Below are 18,156 nucleotides of genomic sequence, written 5' to 3'. Positions count from 1 at the left end.
TCAGTCCGCGTTGAAGGCTCTACCGCCTCCACGAGCCGGCTCGCACCCACATTGGATTTGCGGTGAACACAAAATCCTGTGGGAGCGAGCCTGCTCGCGAAGGCGTCATCAGCCACACCGCCAAACTACTTGGCAGTCACCTCAGCCACACTCACCACCGCCGGCTTCAACACCAGCCACAACGCCGCCGCAATCAACACCCCGCCATAGATATGCGCCATCGACAACGGCTCATCCAGCAACAGCGCTCCCCACAACACCCCGAACGGCGGGATCAGGAAGGTCGTGGTCATCGACCTCACCGGCCCGATCGAGCTGAGCAAGCGGAAGTAAATAATGTACGCCAGGGCGGTACACATCAGTCCCAATCCAAGCAACGACAACCAGACGTTCCAGCCGCCCCAGCTTGCCGGTGGCTGGCTGATTACGCTGTAGCCGAACAGCGGCAACAGGAACAGCGTCGCCCCGAGCATGCTGCCCAGCGCTGAAAGACGGCTGTCGAGACCGCCCGCGTGGTCAAGCCAGCGGCGGGCCAGGAACCCGGCAAAGCCATAACAGGTGGTGGCGAGCAGGCAGGCGGCGGCGCCCATCAACAATTCCATGTCGAACGCCACCGGACCGGCACGGGTCAGGACGCCTACGCCAAACAGCCCGAGGAACACCCCGCCAAGCTTGGCCGCGGTGAGTTTTTCATGGAAGAACAGGCCGCCGATCAACACGCCCATCAGCGGCGTGGTGGCGTTGAAGATCGCCGAGTAACCGGCCGGCAGCACTTGCGCGGCCACGGAATAGAGGGTCGCCGGAATCCCGGAGTTGATCACCCCGAGCAGCATCACCGTCTTGAGTTTGCCTTTGAAGTCCCAACTGATGCGCATCAGGCCGAGAATCACCAGCAAGCCGACGGCGGCAATCGACACGCGGAAAAAGGCCGTGGGGATTGTGCCAATCACCGGGGCGATGATGCGCATGAACAGAAAGCTCGCGCCCCAGATCGCGGCCAGCGACAGCAATCGGAAAATATCGACAGGACTCACGGTGCACTCCTTCCTTGATGGGGACGAGAGTGTTGCCGAGCGCCTTATCCATGGCAACCGAAAAACGAGCATTTAACTCGAGCCGAAAATTACGCTTCTCCTGCACCCGGTTCACTGGCTAAGCTCAGGGCTCACGAATTCCCGCAGAGGTCTCACCCATGCCGCAGCAATGGCCAGCCGCCGACATCGCCCGAATGATCCTCGATGGCTTTGACGATTACCGCGAGCATTTCCGCCAGATCACCGACGGCGCCCGGGCCCGCTTCGAGCAGGCCCAGTGGCAGGAAGCGCAAATCGCCTCGGCCGCGCGGATCAATCTGTACGAAGAAAAAGTCAGCGAAACCGTGGAACGGCTGCGCGTCGCGTTTGACAGAGACACGCTGGACGTCAGTTGCTGGCCTCTGGTCAAAAGCGCTTACATCACGCTGATCGACCTGCGTTTCGATGATGAACTGTCCGAGACCTGGTACAACTCGATTTTCTGCGGGCTGTTCAGCCATGACCTGATCAGCGACGGCTGCATGTTTATCCACACCACCCGGCCCAGCCTGCGCCGGGCCCGCGCCGCGCAAACCCGAACCTATAAGCCCCAGGGCCAGTTGTCCGGCATGCTCGCGAGCATTTTTGCCGATTACAGCTTCAGCGAGGATTACGCCGACCTGGCCGGCGACCTGCACCGCCTCGAAGCCCAACTGCGTGAGAACCTGCCGGATTGGGTGTGCAAGGACCCTGAACTGAGCGTCGAGCTGTTTTCCTCGGTGCTCTACCGCAACAAAGGCGCGTACCTGGTGGGGCGCATCTATACCCGGGACGAACAATGGCCGCTGGTGATTCCGCTGCTGCACCGTGAAGGCCGCGGGATTCAGATCGATGCGCTGATTACCGACGAAGCCGATGTGTCGATCATTTTCTCGTTCACCCGTTCGTATTTCATGGTGGATGTGCCGGTACCGGCGGAGTTCATCGGCTTCCTCAAGCGCATCCTGCCGGGCAAGCACGTCGCCGAGTTGTACACCTCGATCGGCTTCTACAAACACGGCAAGTCCGAGTTCTATCGGGCGCTGATCAATCACCTGGCCAACACCGACGACCAATTCATCATGGCCCCCGGCGTGCGCGGGATGGTGATGAGCGTGTTTACCCTGCCGGGTTTCAACACCGTGTTCAAAATCATCAAGGACCGTTTCTCGCCGTCGAAAAACGTCGACCGTGCCACGGTGATCGAAAAATACCGTTTGGTGAAAAGCGTCGATCGCGTCGGACGCATGGCCGATACCCAGGAGTTCGCCGATTTTCGCTTCCCGTTGAGCAAGTTCGACCCGGCGTGCCTGGAAGAGCTGCTTGAGGTGGCGGCGTCCACGGTGTCGGTGGAAGGCGACACCGTGCTGATCCGTCACTGCTGGACCGAGCGGCGGATGACGCCGCTGAACCTGTACCTGGAAAACGCCAATGAGGCGCAGGTCCACGAGGCCCTGGAGGATTATGGGCTGGCGATCAAGCAACTGGCGGCGGCGAACATCTTTCCCGGCGACATGCTGTTGAAGAACTTCGGCGTCACCCGGCACGGTCGCGTGGTGTTTTATGACTATGACGAGATTTGTTTCCTGACCGAAGCCAACTTCCGCCACATCCCGGAACCGCGTACGCCGGAAGACGAAATGGCCTCCGAGCCGTGGTATTCGATCGGGCCGCTGGATGTGTTTCCCGAGGAGTTTCCGCCGTTCCTGTTTGCCGATTCCGGGCAAAGGAAGCTGTTTGACCAGTTGCATGGCGAGCTATACAACGCCGATTACTGGAAAAGCCTGCAGGAAGCCATTCGTGCCGGCAAAATCATCGACGTATTCCCGTATCGCCGCAAAGGCCTGGATAACGAATAAACCCCTGAGTGAACCCCTGTGGCGAGGGAGCTTGCTCCCGCTGGGTCGCGAAGCGACCCCAAAACCATCCACCGTCGTGTTTCAGATACACCGCGATGACCGGATTACGACTGCTGTGCAGCCGAGCGGGAGCAAGCTCCCTCACCACAAAGGCAGGTTGAATTCGTCGCCGAGCCCCCAAATCTGCGACAATCCGGCCCCTGCGCCACTAGACGACTTTTGCGTACCTGATGACTGACGAATCGCCTTCCATCGACAAACTGCTGAAAAACCTCGATCACGCCATGCTCGCCGACCGCCACCGGCTGCGGCGGCAGTTGCTTGAGCTGCGCAAGAAACCTGACGAGGCCAAGCTGGCCCAGTGGGTCACGCGCATGCAGGCGTCCTGTGACCAGGTGCTGGCGCGGCGTGCCAGCCTGCCGGTGATTCGTTACGACGACAGTTTACCGATCGCCGCCAAGCGCGACGAAATCAAGGAAGCGCTGCTCAAGCATCAGGTGCTGATCATCGCCGGCGAAACCGGCTCGGGTAAAACCACCCAGTTGCCGAAGATCTGCCTGGAAATCGGCCGCGGCCAGCATGGCTTGATCGGCCACACCCAACCGCGTCGAATCGCTGCGCGCAGCGTGGCCAGCCGGGTTGCCGAAGAACTGGCGACGCCATTGGGCGCGCTGGTCGGCTATCAGGTGCGGTTCGAGGATCAGAGCGACTCCAACACCCTGATCAAATTGATGACCGACGGCATCCTGCTGGCGGAAACCCAGAACGACCGTTACCTCGAACGCTACGACACGATCATCGTCGACGAAGCCCACGAACGCAGCCTCAACATCGACTTCCTGCTCGGTTACCTGAAAACCCTGCTGCCGCGTCGCCCGGACCTGAAAGTCATCATCACCTCGGCGACCATCGACCTGGAACGCTTCTCCAGGCATTTCGATGACGCACCCATCGTTGAAGTTTCGGGCCGGACTTTCCCGGTTGAAACCTGGTATCGCCCGCTGACGCTTGAGCAGGACGAGGAGGGCAACCGCGTCGAGGACGACTTGACCGTGGATCAGGCGATCCTCGCCACCCTCGACGAAATTGCCGCGTTTGAACGTAGCGAGCGCAAGAGCCCCGGCGACGTGTTGGTGTTCCTGCCCGGCGAGCGCGAGATTCGCGACGCCGCCGACATGCTGCGCAAGGCCCAGCTCAAGCACACCGAGATTCTGCCGCTGTACGCGCGCTTGTCGCCGGCCGAACAGCAGCGGATTTTCCAGTCGCACCCTGGCCGTCGCGTGGTGCTGGCGACCAACGTCGCGGAAACTTCGCTGACCGTGCCGGGCATCCGTTACGTGATCGACAGCGGCACCGCGCGCATCAGCCGTTACAGCTACCGCGCCAAGGTCCAGCGCCTGCCCATCGAAGCCATTTCCCAGGCCAGCGCCAACCAGCGTAAAGGTCGATGCGGTCGGGTCGAGCCGGGTATTTGCATTCGCCTCTATGGCGAAGACGACTTCATCGGTCGCCCTGAATTTACCGACCCGGAAATTCTGCGCACCAACCTCGCCGCCGTGATTTTGCAGATGCTGCACTTGCGCCTCGGCGAGATCACCGACTTCCCGTTTATCGAACCGCCGGATGGCAAGGCGATCAGCGACGGGTTCAACCTGCTGCAAGAACTCTCGGCCGTGGACCGCAACAGCCAGCTGACCCCGCTCGGTCGCCAGTTGGCGCGCCTGCCGGTGGACCCGCGCATGGGCCGCATGCTGCTGGAAGCGGCGAAACTCGGCAGCTTGCAGGAAGTGTTGATCGTCGCCAGCGCCATGTCGATTCAAGACCCGCGCGAGCGTCCGCCGGAGCGCCAGCAAGCGGCGGATCAGGCCCACGCACAGTGGAAGGACGTGGACTCGGATTTCGCCGGGCTGGTCAATCTGTGGCGTGGTTTTGAAGAGCAGCGTCAGGCTCTGACCGCCAGCCCGCTGCGCAATTGGTGCCGCAAGAACTTCCTGAATTACCTGCGTCTGCGCGAATGGCGCGACTCGCACCGTCAGTTGAGCCTGATCTGCCGCGACATGCAGTTGAGCCTGAACAAAGAGCCGGCGGACTACCCGAAGCTGCACAAAGCCGTGCTCTCGGGCCTGCTCAGCCAGATCGGCCAGAAAACCGATGAAGGCGATTACCTCGGCGCCCGTCAGCGGCGTTTCTGGATTCACCCGTCCTCCGGGTTGGGCAAGAAGCGCCCGCAATGGCTGATGACCGCCGAACTGGTGGAAACCACCAAGCTCTATGCGCGGATGGTGGCCAAGATCGACTCGGACTGGATCGAGCCGCTGGCCGGGCACCTGATCAAGAAAAACCACTTCGAACCGCACTGGGAGAAAAAGCGCGGCCAGGTCGTGGCCTTCGAGCAGATCACGCTGTTCGGGCTGATCGTGGTGGGTCGTAGGCCGGTGCATTACGGGCCGATCGATCCCGTGGTTTCTCGTGAGTTCTTCATTCGCGAAGGCCTGGTACGCGGCGAGATTCAATCCAAAGCCAAGTGCCTGACGGCCAATGCGCAACTGCTGGAACAACTCGACGAACTGGAAGCCAAGGCTCGGCGTCGCGACATTCTCGCTGACGAAGAAACCCTGTTCGCTTTCTACGATGCGCGTTTGCCGGCGGAGATCCACCAGACCGCAACGTTCGACAGCTGGTACCGGGTCAACAGCCAGAAAGACCCGCAGCTGCTGATCATGCGCGAAGAAGACGTGCTGGCCCGTGAGGCCAGCGAAGTCACCGCCCTGCATTACCCGGACACCTTGCACATCGGCGATCTGGAACTGGCCCTGAGTTACCACTTCGAACCGAACCACCCCCGCGATGGTGTGACCCTGCGCGTGCCGGCGCCGCTGTTGCCGATGCTGCCGCCGGAACGTCTGGAATGGCTGGTGCCGGGCGTGATCGAGGCCAAGTGCATCGCGCTGGTGCGCAACCTGCCCAAGGCCCTGCGCAAGAATTTCGTGCCGGTGCCGGACTTCGTCAAAGCCGCGTTGCAGCGCATGACCTTCGCCGAGGGCTCGTTGCCGCAGGCGTTGGGCCGCGAGCTGCTGCGCATGACGGGCGCGCGGGTCAGCGATGAGGCGTGGGCGGAAGCTTCACAGCAAGTCGAAAGTCATCTGCGGATGAACCTGGAAATCGTCGACGGCCAGGGCAAGTTCCTCGGCGAAGGGCGAGATCTGGCCGAGTTGACCGCACGCTTTGCCGAAGCCAGCCAAGCCGCGTTGGCCGTGCCGCAAACCGCGAAAAACCAACAGCCGGTGGAGCCGAAAGTCTTTGCCGCCGTCGCCGAGAAAACCCAGCAGAAGATCGCCGGGTTGTCGATGACGGTGTATCCGGCGCTGGTGGAAGAGAGCGGGACAGTCAAGGAAGGGCGTTTTTCGACCCCGGCCGAAGCCGAGTTCCAGCATCGCCGCGCCTTGCAGCGATTGCTGATGCAGCAGTTGGCCGAGCCGGCGAAGTTCCTGCGCGGCAAGCTGCCGGGGCTGACCGAGCTGGGGCTGATGTACCGTGAACTGGGGCGCATTGATGCGCTGGTGGAAGACATTCTGCTGGCCAGCCTCGACAGTTGCATTCTTGAGGGCGAAGACCCGTTGCCACGGGATGGCGCCGGGCTGGCCTCGTTGGCCGAGCGCAAGCGCGGTGGCTGGACCGAGCACGCCGAGCGCCTGGCCAAGTTGACGCTGGAGATTCTCAAGCACTGGCACGGCCTGCAAAAACGCTTCAAGGGCAAGATTGATCTGGCGCAAGCCGTGGCCCTGAACGACATCAAGCAGCAGCTCAGTCATCTGGTGTATCCGGGGTTTGTCCGGGAGACGCCGATGCAGTGGCTCAAGGAATTGCCGCGTTACCTGAAGGCTGTCGAGCAACGCTTCGAGAAGATTGGCGCACAGGTGCAGAGGGATCGGGTCTGGAGTGGCGAATTGTCCGGTCTCTGGACCCAATACCAGACCCGCGCCAACAAACACGCCCAGGAAGGCAAGCGCGATCCGCAACTGGAGCTCTATCGCTGGTGGCTGGAGGAATACCGGGTTTCGCTGTTCGCCCAGCAACTGGGGACCAAAGTGCCGATCTCCGACAAGCGCCTGAACAAGCAATGGACCCAGGTCGAACCCTGACCCCGAGACTTGTGCAATACCTGTGGGAGCGAGCCTGCTCGCGCTGGCGGCATCACAGTCGACATAGATGTTGGAGGTGATGGCCCCATCACGAGCAGGCTCGCTCCCACAGGTTTTTGTATTGCCTGGCAGGTGGGAGTCATCGAGCAAAATGGCGCCAAAACCCAATGTTTATGGCAAACTTCGCGCCTATAAACGCCGGTCCCGCAGTTTTGAGCCTCTCAGGGTTCGGGCGGTACGGAATAAAGCGATGCCAGGTGTGCTTTCCGTGACGGGAACAGACCCTTTGTGTGTTGGTACGTCGGTGCCAACGCTTTCTGCCTGAACAGATTAGAGAAACGACCATGCATAACGTCGTCATCAGCGGCACCGGCCTGTACACCCCGGCCAACAGCATCTCCAATGAAGAGCTGGTGCAGTCTTTCAACGCTTACGTCGCGCAATTCAACGCCGATAACGCCGACGCCATCGCCCGTGGCGAAGTCGAAGCGTTGACCGAATCCAGCGCTGCGTTTATCGAAAAAGCTTCCGGTATCAAAAGCCGCTTTGTGATGGACAAGGATGGCATCCTCGACCCGCAACGCATGGCGCCGCGCCTGCCTGAGCGTTCCAACGACGAATGGTCGGTGCTTTGCCAGATGGCCATCGGCGCGGCCGAACAAGCCTTGCAGCGTGCCGGCAAGACCGCCGCCGACATCGACGGCGTCATTGTGGCGTGCTCCAACCTGCAGCGCGCCTACCCGGCCATCGCCATCGAAGTCCAGGAAGCGCTGGGTATCCAGGGCTTTGGTTTCGACATGAACGTGGCTTGCTCCTCGGCGACCTTCGGCATCCAGGCGGCCGCCAACAGCGTGCAACTGGGCCAGGCCCGGGCAATCCTGATGGTCAACCCGGAAGTTTGCACCGGTCACTTGAACTTCCGCGACCGTGACAGCCACTTCATTTTTGGCGACGCGGCGACGGCGGTGATCATCGAGCGTGCCGACCTGGCGACCTCCCCGTACCAGTTCGACATCGTCAGCACCAAACTGCTGACCAAGTTCTCCAACAATATTCGCAACAACTTCGGCTTCCTCAACCGCGCGGCGGAAGAGGGCATCGGAGCCAAGGACAAACTGTTCGTGCAGGAAGGCCGCAAGGTGTTCCGCGACGTCTGCCCGATGGTGGCCGAGCTGATCGCTACGCACCTGGAAGAGAACAAGCTCAACGTCAGTGACGTGAAACGTTTCTGGTTGCACCAGGCGAACCTCAGCATGAACCACCTGATCGTGAAGAAACTGCTGGGCCGCGAAGCCACCGAAGAAGAAGCCCCGGTGATTCTCGACACCTACGCCAACACCAGCTCCGCCGGGTCGGTGATTTCCTTTCACAAGCATCAGGATGATCTGCCCGCCGGTTCCCTGGCCGTGCTCAGCTCGTTCGGCGCGGGTTACTCGATTGGTAGCGTGCTGTTGCGCAAGCGTTGAGGGAAAGTCTGTCGTTATTTCCGTTGATTTGCGCTGGTTTTTCCTACAGCCGAAACAGTCGGGACGCTGTAGTTTTCGGAAATGACAGCAGGACGTTGCCGACGGCGACGCCCTGCTGACTCATTTTTCGAGGTCAGGACAAGGGGTTTGTGAATGGCGGCTGACGACGCGCAACTGCTGCAACGATTGCTGGCAGGTGAACAACAAGCCTTCAAAGAGTTGGTCAGCACTTACCAGAGCCCGATGCGTGCAGTCGCTTATGCGATCGTCGGCAACCGGCATGCTGACGAAGTGGTGCAGGATGCGTGGCTGTCGGTCGTGCGTAATCTGAGCAAGTTCGAGGCGCGTTCGAGCCTCAAGACCTGGTTGCTGACCATCACCGCCAATGCGGCGAAGGGCCGTTACAAGCAGAACCGTCGCGAGGTGCTGCTTGATGACCTTCCATCGCCCCATGGCACGATTGATGATGATCGTTTTTCGTCCGCTGATGGCCATTGGCTGGTGGCGCCGTTCGCCTGGCACCAAGACACCCCGGAGGCGTTGCTCACCGAACGCGAGTTGCGCGAGTGCCTCGAACACACGTTGCTCAGCCTGTCGGAACTGCAACGCAGCGTCTTGCTGTTGCGCGAGCGTCAGGGACTGGAACTGGAAGACATCTGTAATCTTCTGGACATATCGCTCTCCAATGTTCGCGTGCTGCTGCATCGGGCACGGTTGAAGGTCTTTGCGACCGTGGAGCATTTTGAGGAAACCGGCGAATGCTGACCTGTAAGGAGCAAGTGGCACGCGCCAGTGATTATCTCGATGGCCAGTTGAGCTTTAGGGAGAAGTTGCTGGTGCGGCATCATTTAATGTTCTGCCCCAATTGCCGGCGGTTCATTCGTCAGATGCGTTTGATGCAGCAGACGCTGCGCGTCTTGCCGGAGGAAGCTGTGCCGGAGGTCGATGCACTCGCCGAACGTCTCGCTGCGGAGCGTCGCAAGGACATTCCGTAAAGTCGTGGCGTTATCGCAGGGAACAGAAGCAGGCCGGCGTGGATGCATCGAACGGATGATGGGGATCGATCCGTCCACGCCAGACTGTAAAGCGCCTCAAGCGTCCATGACCTGAGGCGTGGAGCGGTACTGCTTAGAACTTGGCTTCGGCGTCCAGTTGCAGAGTGTTGATGTCCGAATCCTTGAGGTTGGCGTTGGTGTAGTCAGAGTTAGCCATGAAGTACGTCGCGCCCAGGGCGAAGTTCTTGTCCAGCTCGTAACTCACTTTCAACTTGCTGCCACGCGAACCGGTGAAACCGTTGGCGAAGTCGGAGTCGGTGAAGGCGCCGACCACGGCGTTACGCTGCACGTCGCGGTAGTTGTAGTCCACGGCGAAGCCATAGAACTTGGTCTTTACACCGGCCAGCCAGGCAGAATCCTGATCGTTGCTGGCGTCTTTGTTGTTGACGTACTGACCGTACAGCGAGAGCGGCAGTGGCAGGCCGGTGATGTCGATCTGACCGAAGCCTTCGTACAGTTTGAATTGCTCGTTCGGGGTGTTGCCGTTGGTGGCCAGTACGGACGGGATGCTGGTGCCGCCGGCGGTGATGTCGTCGTCGTTGTCGTAGCCGTAGACGCTGCCACCCAGAGTCAGTTTCAGGTTGTCGGTGAGGGCGAAGCGCGCGCCCAACTGGCCGGCGTACAGACGCAAGTCGTGCTTGAACTGCACGCCGTCGCCGTCGACGTTGTCCTTGAGGGTGTAGTGGCCGGCGCTACCGAACACCTCGGTGCTGGCGCCCAGCGGGTATTTATACGACACGGACAGACCTTCAGGGCTGATGTCGCTATCCCAGATGATGTCGCCCATGCTCACCCATTGCTGTGGCATCTTGCCGCCAACGATGTGCAGGTTCTTGATCGCGTCCGGGTGGTAGTCGAGGTAACCCAGGTCCAGCCAGATCGACTTCTTGTCGAAGTAGTTGTCCAGGCTCTGGTTGGTGGAGCGCGCGTCGTCGTTGTTGCCGGTGGCGATACGGATACCGGTGTCGACTTGCGGGTTGATCTCGGTGTAGGCACCCAGACGGGCACGAACGCGCTGACGGTCCTGGTCCCGGTTGTTCGAGACACCATCGTTCTTGACCGTTTCCTGACGGAAACGCACGTCGCCCTTGAATTGGGTCTTGGCAGCCCAGGCCAGTTTCTGGTCGAAGGTGCTCAGCTCATTGGTTTTCTTCGCGGTGGCCGCGATCTGCTCGTTGGTCTCTTGCTGAGCCTGACGGGCGATTTGCTGATCTTTTTGATCCCTGGCCAGCTCGGCTTGCAGTTCGCTGTATTGCGCATTGGTAATCGAGCCGTTTGCCTTAAGCATGTCGAGCAGTTTGGCGTCGACTGCGGCACTGGCCGGAACACTCATGGCCAGCAGCAGACCGCCACACAGGGCCGCCGCAGTTTTCGTGGAAGCAAGACGCATATCAATCTCCGAAGATGTAAGGGGATGACTGAGCCATCCGGGACACAACCGACCGTTGAGGGACGGAAACAGTGGCCGGGTAGAACCCGACGCTCTAAAAACTGGCGCCAGTATCGCGATGGTTTATTACAGAGCGGTGGCAAAGTGATGGCGTCTCGATGACGATACAAAGACCGTATGAACTTTTGATCCAGAACCCTGTCAGGCGGTTTTGACGGATGTGTAATGGCGGGCGATAGGCGATACTCGCCGGGCTGTTACGCGAAGAAGTCGAGAGGGTGTCAATGCCGCTGCAACGTCTGGAAAGCCTGTCCGATATTGGTCCGCGCACGTGGGATGCCCTGGTGCCGGAGAATCAGCCGTTTCTACGCCATGCCTTTCTCAGTGCACTGGAAGACAGCGGCAGCCTCGGCCCCCATTCCGGCTGGCAGCCCGAGCATCTGTTGCACCTCGAAGAAGGGCGTCTGATCGCCGCGTTACCCAGTTACCGCAAGTGGCATTCCTACGGCGAGTACGTGTTCGATCACGCCTGGGCCGATGCCTGCGAGCGTGCCGGCATCGACTATTACCCGAAGCTGTTGACCGCCGTGCCGTTCAGCCCGGTCAGTGGGCCACGGTTGCTGGCGCGTAATGTCGAGGACGGTTTTGAACTACTGAAGAGCCTGCCGGGCTACCTTGAAATCGAAGAACTCTCCAGCGCCCACATCAACTTCACAGACCCTTTCACCGATGCGGCATTGGCCGAACAACCCGGCTGGTTGCAGCGGATCGGCTGTCAGTACCACTGGCAGAATCGCGGATATCGGGACTTTCAAGACTTCCTCGACGTCCTCAGTTCGCGCAAACGCAAACAGATGCGCAAAGAGCGCGAGCAAGTGGCGGGGCAGGGTATTGAGTTCGAATGGCTGGAAGGCAAGCAGCTGGATCAGGCGCAGTGGGATTTTGTCTATGCCTGCTACGCCAATACCTACGCAGTGCGTAGGCAACGGCCCTATTTGACGCGGGAATTTTTCAGTCTGTTGGCCGAGCGCATGCCCGAAGCCATTCGCGTGGTGTTGGCCAAGCAAGGTTCACGACCCGTGGCCATGGCCTTCAGTCTGGTGGGCGGCGACAGTTTTTACGGGCGTTACTGGGGCTGCCTGGCGGAGTTCGACCGCCTGCATTTCGAGACCTGCTTCTACCAGGGCATGGACTACGCGATTGCCAATGGCTTCCAGCGTTTTGACGCCGGCGCCCAGGGCGAACACAAGCTGATTCGCGGGTTCGAACCGGTGATCACCCATTCCTGGCACTATCTGCGTCATCCGGGACTGAAAGCCGCGGTCAAAGACTTCCTTCACCAGGAGCGTCTTGGGGTGTTGGCCTATGCCGAGGAAGCGAGGACCGCGTTGCCTTATCGGCAAGCATGATCCTCGCCCGTGGCCTCAAGTGCCTTCCTTGCCTAGCCAGCGATAGGTCACGCCGCCGATCACCGCGCCCAACAGCGGTGCCACCCAGAACATCCACAATTGCGCGATGGCCCAGCCACCGACCATCAGCGCCGGACCGGTGCTGCGGGCCGGATTGACCGAAGTGTTGGTGACGGGAATCGAGATCAAGTGAATCAGCGTCAAGGCCAGGCCGATGGCAATCGGTGCAAGCCCGGCGGGCGCTCGTTTGTCGGTGGCACCGAGGATGATCAGCACGAACATCGCGGTCATCACCAGTTCACAGACAAATCCCGCGGCCATCGAGTACTTGCCCGGGGAGTGTTCGCCGTAGCCGTTGGACGCCAGGCCGGCGGAGAGGTCGAAGCCTTCCTTGCCGCTGGCGATGTAGTAGATCAGCGCGGCGGCGATAATGGCGCCAATCACCTGGGCGATGATGTACGCGGGCAATTCCCGCGCCGGGAACCGACCGCCGACGCACAGGCCGACGGAGACGGCAGGGTTGAGGTGGCAACCGGAGATATGGCCGATGGCGAAGGCCATGGTCAACACGGTGAGACCAAACGCGATGGCCACACCCAGTACCCCGATTCCGAGAGGCGAAGACGCAGCAAGCACCGCACTGCCGCAACCCCCCAATACCAGCCAGAACGTACCTAACAACTCAGTGACAGAACGTTTGAACAGCGACATGAGAGCGTCCTTGATAGGCGACCTATCGAGACTGTATCGCGTGATGCATCCTGCAGACTTACGACAGGCTCATCTCCAGAACCTTGGCTGAGTACAGCAGGGTTTCTGCGGATTTCCAGCGGCCACAAAAAACCGCCAGGGCCTGTGGTTAGCAGGCTGTGGCGGTTTTTTTGGTGGATTTAGAGGGCGCTTGTGGCGAGGGAGCGTGCTCCCGCTGGACAGCGAAGCTGTCCCCATGGCAAAAACTCCACTGTGTCAGAAAACCAGGCTGCCTGAAATTACGACTGCTGCGCAGCCGAGCGGGAGCAAGCTCCCTGGCCACAAAAGCTCACTCCCACAGGTTCGGTGGTGATCTCACGATATCAATCGATACCGACAAACCCACCCGTCTGGTGCTGCCACAGCCGCGCATACAACCCGCCATGCGCCAGCAGTTCGGCGTGGGTGCCGGTTTCGGCGATCTTGCCTTTTTCCAGCACCACCAGCCGGTCCATCCGGGCGATGGTCGAGAGTCGGTGGGCGATGGCGATCACGGTTTTGCCTTGCATCAGGGTTTCCAGGCTTTCCTGGATCGCCGCTTCGACTTCCGAGTCCAGCGCCGAGGTCGCCTCGTCCATGATCAGGATGGGTGCGTCCTTGAGCAGCACACGAGCAATCGCAATCCGCTGACGCTGGCCGCCGGAGAGTTTCACCCCGCGCTCACCCACGTGCGCATCGAAACCGGTACGGCCTTCGGCGTCCGACAGCAACGGAATGAACTCATCGGCGCGCGCCTTGTGCACCGCTTCCCACAGCTCGGCGTCGGTGGCATCGGGTCTGCCGTAAAGCAGATTGTCGCGAATCGAACGGTGCAGCAACGAGGTGTCCTGGGTGATCATGCCGATGCGCTCGCGCAGGCTTTCCTGGCCGACTTCGGCAATGTTCTGCCCATCGATGAGGATTCGCCCGCCCTGCACGTCATAGAGGCGTAGCAGCAGGTTGACCAGGGTCGATTTGCCGGCACCGGATGGCCCGATCAAGCCGATTTTCTCACCGGGCTTGATCGTCAGGTTAAGGTCGCCAATGATTCCGCTCTTCTTGCCGTAGTGAAAATCCACGTGCTCGAAACGCACTTCGCCTCGGGGCACGGCCAGCGGTTTGGCCTGATCGCGGTCAGTGATGCTGACCGGTTGGGCGATGGTCCGCAAACCGTCCTGGACCATGCCAATGTTTTCGAAGATGCCAGTGACCACCCACATGATCCAGCCGGACATGTTGACGATACGAATCACCAGGCCTGTCGCCAGGGCAATCGCGCCCACCGAGATCAGCGACTGCGTCCACAGCCACAGGGCCAGGCCGGTGGTGGTGACGATCAGCAGGCCGTTCATGCTGGTGATGGCCACGTCCATGCTGGTGACCACGCGCCCGGCCAGTTGGGCTTTTTCGGTTTGCTCCTTGATGGCTTCCTTGGCGTATTGCTGTTCATGGTTGGTATGGGCGAACAACTTCAAGGTGGTGATGTTGGTGTAGCCGTCGACGATCCGTCCCATGAGTTTGGAGCGCGCATCGGAGGATTGCACCGAGCGGTCCTTGACCCGCGGCACGAAGTAATAAAGCGCGCCGATGAACCCGGCGATCCAGGCCGTCAGCGGGATCATCAGGCGCCAGTCGGCTTCGGCAAACAGCACCAGCGCGCTGATGGCGTAGATCAGCACATGCCACAGGGCATCCACCGCTTGCACGGCGGAATCGCGCAGGGCGTTGCCGGTCTGCATGATGCGCTGGGCGATGCGCCCGGCGAAGTCGTTCTGGAAGAAGTTCAGACTCTGTTTGAGGACATAGCGGTGGTTCTGCCAGAGAATCAGGCTGGTCATGCCGGGGTTCAGCGTCTGGTGCACCAGCAGGTCGTGCAGGCCGAAGAAAATCGGTCGCAGAACCAGGGTCACTACCACCATCCAGGTCAGTTCAAGTGCGTGGTCCTGGAAGAAATCGGGGTTCGGCGTGCCTTGGGCCAGGTCGATGATGCGGCTCAGGTAGTTGAACAGCGCGACTTCGATCAAGGAGGCGAACAGGCCGACAATCAGCAGGGCGGCGAAACTCGGCCAGACCTGCTTCAAGTAATAGGTATAGAAGGGGAGAACCCGATCTGGCGGAGCCGCCGTCGGAGCGTCGCGGAATATGTCGATCAGTTTCTCGAAACGGCGATAAAGCATCAGTTCTCCGCCCGCGCGCGGGCTCTCCTTTAAACGATATGAGCGGCGCCGGATGCCGGCAGCCGCTCAAGCACTCCTGTGCAGATTAGTTGATCACTTTGGCCGACTTGATGAAAACAGAGTCGGCCGGCACATCTTTCATGCCGCCTTTGGTGGTGGTCGGGGAATTGACGATGATGTCCACCACATCCATGCCTTTGACGACTTTACCGAACACGGCATAGCCATCGCCCTGGTCGAGGAAATCGTTGTCCTTGACGTTGATAAAGAACTGGCTGGTGGCCGAATCCGGGTTCGAGGTGCGGGCCATGGACAGCGTGCCACGCACGTTATGCAGGCCGTTCTTGGACTCGTTCTTGATCGGCGCCTTGGTTTCTTTTTGCTGCATCTGTTGAGTGAAACCACCGCCCTGGACCATGAAGCCAGGAATCACGCGGTGGAAAATCGTGTTGTTGTAAAAGCCGCTGTTGACGTAATCAAGGAAGTTTTTGGTACTGATCGGTGCCTTGACCGGGTCCAGTTCGATTTCGATCTGGCCGTTGGTGGTTTCCAGCAATACGTGCGGCGCCTTGGCGGCGGGCGTTGCGGCCATCAGGTTGGCGGCAAACAGAACGGAGCCGGCGACGAGGGCAATTTTTTTCAGCATGGGTCAGTGATCCTGAGTGAGGGGGTGTCGACTGCGGTGAGAAACTCGAGCAGGGTTTGGTTGAAGCGTTCGGGTTGATCCAGCGGGGTGGCGTGGCGGGAATCGGCGATCACCACCAGCCGCGCATCGGGCAGCAGTTTTACGTAGGTTTCCTTCAGCGAGACCGGCGTGTAATCGCGGTCGGCGGTGACGATCAGGGTTGGACAGGCGACTTTGGAAAGTCGTTCCTGAACACCCCAGCCAACAATGGCATCGAAGCTGGCGAGATAAGCATGTTTGTCGTTTTTTGCCCAGCGCTCGGCCATTTTCTGGCGCAAATCAGCTTGTTCGGGTTTGGGGAACAGCTTGGCACCCAAGGCCTTGCCGATGGCGCCCAGACTGAGGGCACGCATCAGGCTCCAGCGTTTGAACCACTGCCAGTAATCGTCGCGGGTGCGCAGCTTGACCTCCGGCGCACTGTTGACGATGCACAGGCTTTTAAGCATGTGCGACTGATCCACGGCCAGTTGAAAACCGATCATGCCGCCCATGGACAAGCCCACATAATGCGTGGGGCCGAGGTTCAGGTGTTCCATCAGGGCGACCAGGTCGGCGCTGAACCCGGCAATGCTGTAACGCTCCCGGGGTTTGTCGGAGCGGCCGTGACCGCGCACATCCGGAACGATTACACGGTAATGGGCTGACAGCGCCGGGATCTGCTTTTCCCAGTCCAGGGTACTGGAACCCAGCCCGTGGACCAGCAGCAACGGCGTGCCGTGACCGTATTCCTCATAGTGCAGGTTGCAACCTTCATGTTCGAAATAGGCCATGCGGATACTCCGTGTCAGGCTTGTTCAGGGGCGGCGAACGGCGCATCCAGCGGCGCGGTGTCGAAGGTGCGCAGCAGTTCGATCAGGATTTGTGTCGCCGGGCCCAAGGGTTTGTCCTTGTTCGAATACAGATAAAAACTCGGGTTGCGGCTGCCGCCCTGGTCCAACGGTAGCAGCTTGAGCGTGCCTTCCTTGAGTTCGCGTTCGATCATGTGCCGGGGCAGCCAGGCGAAACCCAGGCCACTGCTGACAAACGTCGCCGCGGTGGCCAGGCTGCCGACGGTCCAGCGCTGTTCGGCGCCGAGCCAGCCGACGTCTCGTGGCTGCTGGCGACCGGAGTCGCGGATGACCACTTGCAGCTGGCTTTCAAGGTCCTGGAAATTCAGTTCGCGGTTGAGGCGATGCAAGGCATGTTCGGGGTGGGCGACCGCGACAAACTCGACGTCGCTCAACTCCGCGCCCAGGTAGCCCGGAATGCTGAAACCGCTGATGGCCAGGTCGGCCACGCCTTCGAGCAGTACTTCTTCAACGCCCGACAACACTTCTTCGCGCAGACGCACCCGGCAACCACGGCTCTGCGGCATGAACGCGGTCAATGCGCGGACGAGGCGGGCGCTCGGGTAAGCCGCATCGACCACCAGCCGCACTTCCGCTTCCCAGCCTTGCTCCATGTGGTGGGCCAGGTCTTCCAGCTGACTGGCCTGTTTCACCAGTTGCCGCGAGCGGCGCAACAACACGCCGCCGGCTTCGGTCAGCACCGCTTTGCGGCCGTCGATGCGCAGCAGCGGCACGCCGAGCTGGTCCTGCATACGCGCCACGGTGTAGCTCACCGACGATTGCGAGCGGTGCAGCGCTTCGGCGGCCTGGGCGAAACCGCCGTGGTCGACCACGGCTTGTAATGTTCGCCATTGATCAAGGGTCACGCGGGGCGCTTTCATGAATAGCTCCTCTTGTCCTAAGCTGGCAGTCCTTATTGGAGACTGCTGAATGAAAAAATTCTGTTGTTTGGTGCTGGCGCTGCTGCCGCTGACTGCGTTTGCTTACCCGATTGATGTGGAGAAAAACCTCAACGGCATGAAGATCGACTACAACGCCCACGACACGGATAACGACATCGCATCCATTCAGGTCAACAACTACGGCGATACCGATGCGATCTGCAAGGTGGTTTTCAACAATGGCCCGGAAGCGCCGCGCACCCGCTCTATCGAAGTGGCCGCTGGCAAACACAAAAATGCCACCGCCAAGTTCACCCGCACCATTATCAAGATGCGCATCAACCTGAGCTGCACCCCCAAATGACATAAAACCCTGTAGAGGCGAGGCTTGCCCGCGAAGACGGTGTGCCAGTCGACATGGATGTTGAATGACACCGGCCCCATCACGGGCAAGCCACGCTCCTGCAGGTGCAGGGCATGATCA

The 18,156-nt window shown here is 60.3% G+C and carries 14 protein-coding genes; 7 read left to right on the top strand and 7 right to left on the bottom strand.

The window, feature by feature from the left end; genetic code table 11:
- Window positions 1-125: 125 nt before the first annotated feature.
- Window positions 126-1,034 (bottom strand): DMT family transporter, encoded by a 909-nt coding sequence (locus QMX98_RS22300; RefSeq protein WP_282411393.1) that lies wholly within the window; start codon window positions 1,032-1,034, stop codon window positions 126-128.
- A gap of 158 nt (window positions 1,035-1,192) precedes the next feature.
- Here QMX98_RS22300 and aceK point away from each other — a divergent pair, with 158 nt between their 5' ends.
- The 5 genes from aceK to QMX98_RS22275 all read left to right on the top strand — a co-directional run bounded on the left by aceK (window position 1,193) and on the right by QMX98_RS22275 (window position 9,514).
- The gene (aceK, locus tag QMX98_RS22295; RefSeq protein ID WP_282411392.1) at window positions 1,193-2,911 is read left to right on the top strand and encodes a bifunctional isocitrate dehydrogenase kinase/phosphatase; all 1,719 of its coding nucleotides are present in this window, start codon (window positions 1,193-1,195) and stop codon (window positions 2,909-2,911) included.
- A 230-nt stretch (window positions 2,912-3,141) separates the two neighbouring features.
- Window positions 3,142-7,053 carry an ATP-dependent RNA helicase HrpA gene (gene hrpA, locus QMX98_RS22290; RefSeq protein ID WP_282411391.1) on the top strand — a complete coding sequence of 1,304 codons (3,912 nt, stop codon included), beginning with the start codon at window positions 3,142-3,144 and terminating at the stop codon, window positions 7,051-7,053.
- A 344-nt stretch (window positions 7,054-7,397) separates the two neighbouring features.
- A complete protein-coding gene (locus QMX98_RS22285; protein ID WP_077749153.1) occupies window positions 7,398-8,519 on the top strand; it encodes a beta-ketoacyl-ACP synthase III in 1,122 nt (373 codons plus the stop codon).
- 153 nt (window positions 8,520-8,672) lie between these two features.
- Window positions 8,673-9,284 (top strand): RNA polymerase sigma factor, encoded by a 612-nt coding sequence (locus tag QMX98_RS22280; RefSeq protein WP_010462067.1) that lies wholly within the window; start codon window positions 8,673-8,675, stop codon window positions 9,282-9,284.
- Complete coding sequence (locus QMX98_RS22275; RefSeq protein ID WP_010462064.1) at window positions 9,278-9,514, top strand: zf-HC2 domain-containing protein; 237 nt, start codon at window positions 9,278-9,280, stop codon at window positions 9,512-9,514. Before QMX98_RS22280 ends, QMX98_RS22275 begins: the two co-directional genes overlap by 7 nt.
- A 133-nt stretch (window positions 9,515-9,647) precedes the next feature.
- On the opposite strand, the gene QMX98_RS22270 is transcribed toward QMX98_RS22275, so the two are convergent.
- Window positions 9,648-10,964 carry a putative porin gene (locus QMX98_RS22270; protein ID WP_145308097.1) on the bottom strand — a complete coding sequence of 439 codons (1,317 nt, stop codon included), beginning with the start codon at window positions 10,962-10,964 and terminating at the stop codon, window positions 9,648-9,650.
- A 284-nt stretch (window positions 10,965-11,248) separates the two neighbouring features.
- Here QMX98_RS22270 and QMX98_RS22265 point away from each other — a divergent pair, with 284 nt between their 5' ends.
- Entirely contained in the window at window positions 11,249-12,373 is a 1,125-nt protein-coding gene (locus QMX98_RS22265; RefSeq protein WP_010462060.1) for a GNAT family N-acetyltransferase, read from the top strand.
- Between the two features lie 15 nt (window positions 12,374-12,388).
- Here the strand turns inward: QMX98_RS22265 and aqpZ are convergent, their stop codons facing one another.
- The 5 genes from aqpZ to QMX98_RS22240 all read right to left on the bottom strand — a co-directional run bounded on the left by aqpZ (window position 12,389) and on the right by QMX98_RS22240 (window position 17,672).
- A complete protein-coding gene (gene aqpZ, locus QMX98_RS22260) occupies window positions 12,389-13,084 on the bottom strand; it encodes an aquaporin Z (protein ID WP_010462058.1) in 696 nt (231 codons plus the stop codon).
- Window positions 13,085-13,446: 362 nt separating this feature from the next.
- Window positions 13,447-15,279, bottom strand: a complete 1,833-nt coding sequence (locus QMX98_RS22255; protein ID WP_282411390.1) for an ABC transporter ATP-binding protein — start codon at window positions 15,277-15,279, stop codon at window positions 13,447-13,449.
- A gap of 85 nt (window positions 15,280-15,364) precedes the next feature.
- A complete protein-coding gene (locus QMX98_RS22250) occupies window positions 15,365-15,925 on the bottom strand; it encodes a peptidylprolyl isomerase A (protein ID WP_010462054.1) in 561 nt (186 codons plus the stop codon).
- A complete protein-coding gene (locus QMX98_RS22245) occupies window positions 15,919-16,734 on the bottom strand; it encodes an alpha/beta hydrolase (protein WP_010462052.1) in 816 nt (271 codons plus the stop codon). The genes QMX98_RS22250 and QMX98_RS22245 overlap by 7 nt, the downstream gene beginning before the upstream one ends.
- 14 nt (window positions 16,735-16,748) lie before the next feature.
- Entirely contained in the window at window positions 16,749-17,672 is a 924-nt protein-coding gene (locus QMX98_RS22240) for a LysR family transcriptional regulator (RefSeq protein ID WP_010462050.1), read from the bottom strand.
- 49 nt (window positions 17,673-17,721) lie between these two features.
- Here QMX98_RS22240 and QMX98_RS22235 point away from each other — a divergent pair, with 49 nt between their 5' ends.
- Window positions 17,722-18,036 carry a hypothetical protein gene (locus tag QMX98_RS22235; RefSeq protein ID WP_010462048.1) on the top strand — a complete coding sequence of 105 codons (315 nt, stop codon included), beginning with the start codon at window positions 17,722-17,724 and terminating at the stop codon, window positions 18,034-18,036.
- The last annotated feature ends 120 nt before the right edge of the window (window positions 18,037-18,156 follow it).

This window comes from Pseudomonas sp. PS02303, assembly GCF_029959925.1.
Lineage (GTDB): Bacteria > Pseudomonadota > Gammaproteobacteria > Pseudomonadales > Pseudomonadaceae > Aquipseudomonas > Aquipseudomonas mandelii.
The sequence above is the reverse complement of the archived record's forward strand: the minus strand, read 5'-3'. Positions and strand labels throughout refer to the sequence as shown.

What these genes read in the sequence shown, in the direction of transcription:
- aceK (WP_282411392.1), top strand. Translation starts at nt 1,193, where the DNA reads ATGCCGCAGCAATGGCCAGCCGCCGACATCGCCCGAATGATCCTCGAT.
- hrpA (WP_282411391.1), top strand. Translation starts at nt 3,142, where the DNA reads ATGACTGACGAATCGCCTTCCATCGACAAACTGCTGAAAAACCTCGAT.
- QMX98_RS22285 (WP_077749153.1), top strand. Translation starts at nt 7,398, where the DNA reads ATGCATAACGTCGTCATCAGCGGCACCGGCCTGTACACCCCGGCCAAC.
- QMX98_RS22280 (WP_010462067.1), top strand. Translation starts at nt 8,673, where the DNA reads ATGGCGGCTGACGACGCGCAACTGCTGCAACGATTGCTGGCAGGTGAA.
- QMX98_RS22275 (WP_010462064.1), top strand. Translation starts at nt 9,278, where the DNA reads ATGCTGACCTGTAAGGAGCAAGTGGCACGCGCCAGTGATTATCTCGAT.
- QMX98_RS22270 (WP_145308097.1), bottom strand. Translation starts at nt 10,964, where the DNA reads ATGCGTCTTGCTTCCACGAAAACTGCGGCGGCCCTGTGTGGCGGTCTG.
- QMX98_RS22265 (WP_010462060.1), top strand. Translation starts at nt 11,249, where the DNA reads ATGCCGCTGCAACGTCTGGAAAGCCTGTCCGATATTGGTCCGCGCACG.
- aqpZ (WP_010462058.1), bottom strand. Translation starts at nt 13,084, where the DNA reads ATGTCGCTGTTCAAACGTTCTGTCACTGAGTTGTTAGGTACGTTCTGG.
- QMX98_RS22255 (WP_282411390.1), bottom strand. Translation starts at nt 15,279, where the DNA reads ATGCTTTATCGCCGTTTCGAGAAACTGATCGACATATTCCGCGACGCT.
- QMX98_RS22250 (WP_010462054.1), bottom strand. Translation starts at nt 15,925, where the DNA reads ATGCTGAAAAAAATTGCCCTCGTCGCCGGCTCCGTTCTGTTTGCCGCC.
- QMX98_RS22245 (WP_010462052.1), bottom strand. Translation starts at nt 16,734, where the DNA reads ATGGCCTATTTCGAACATGAAGGTTGCAACCTGCACTATGAGGAATAC.
- QMX98_RS22240 (WP_010462050.1), bottom strand. Translation starts at nt 17,672, where the DNA reads ATGAAAGCGCCCCGCGTGACCCTTGATCAATGGCGAACATTACAAGCC.
- QMX98_RS22235 (WP_010462048.1), top strand. Translation starts at nt 17,722, where the DNA reads ATGAAAAAATTCTGTTGTTTGGTGCTGGCGCTGCTGCCGCTGACTGCG.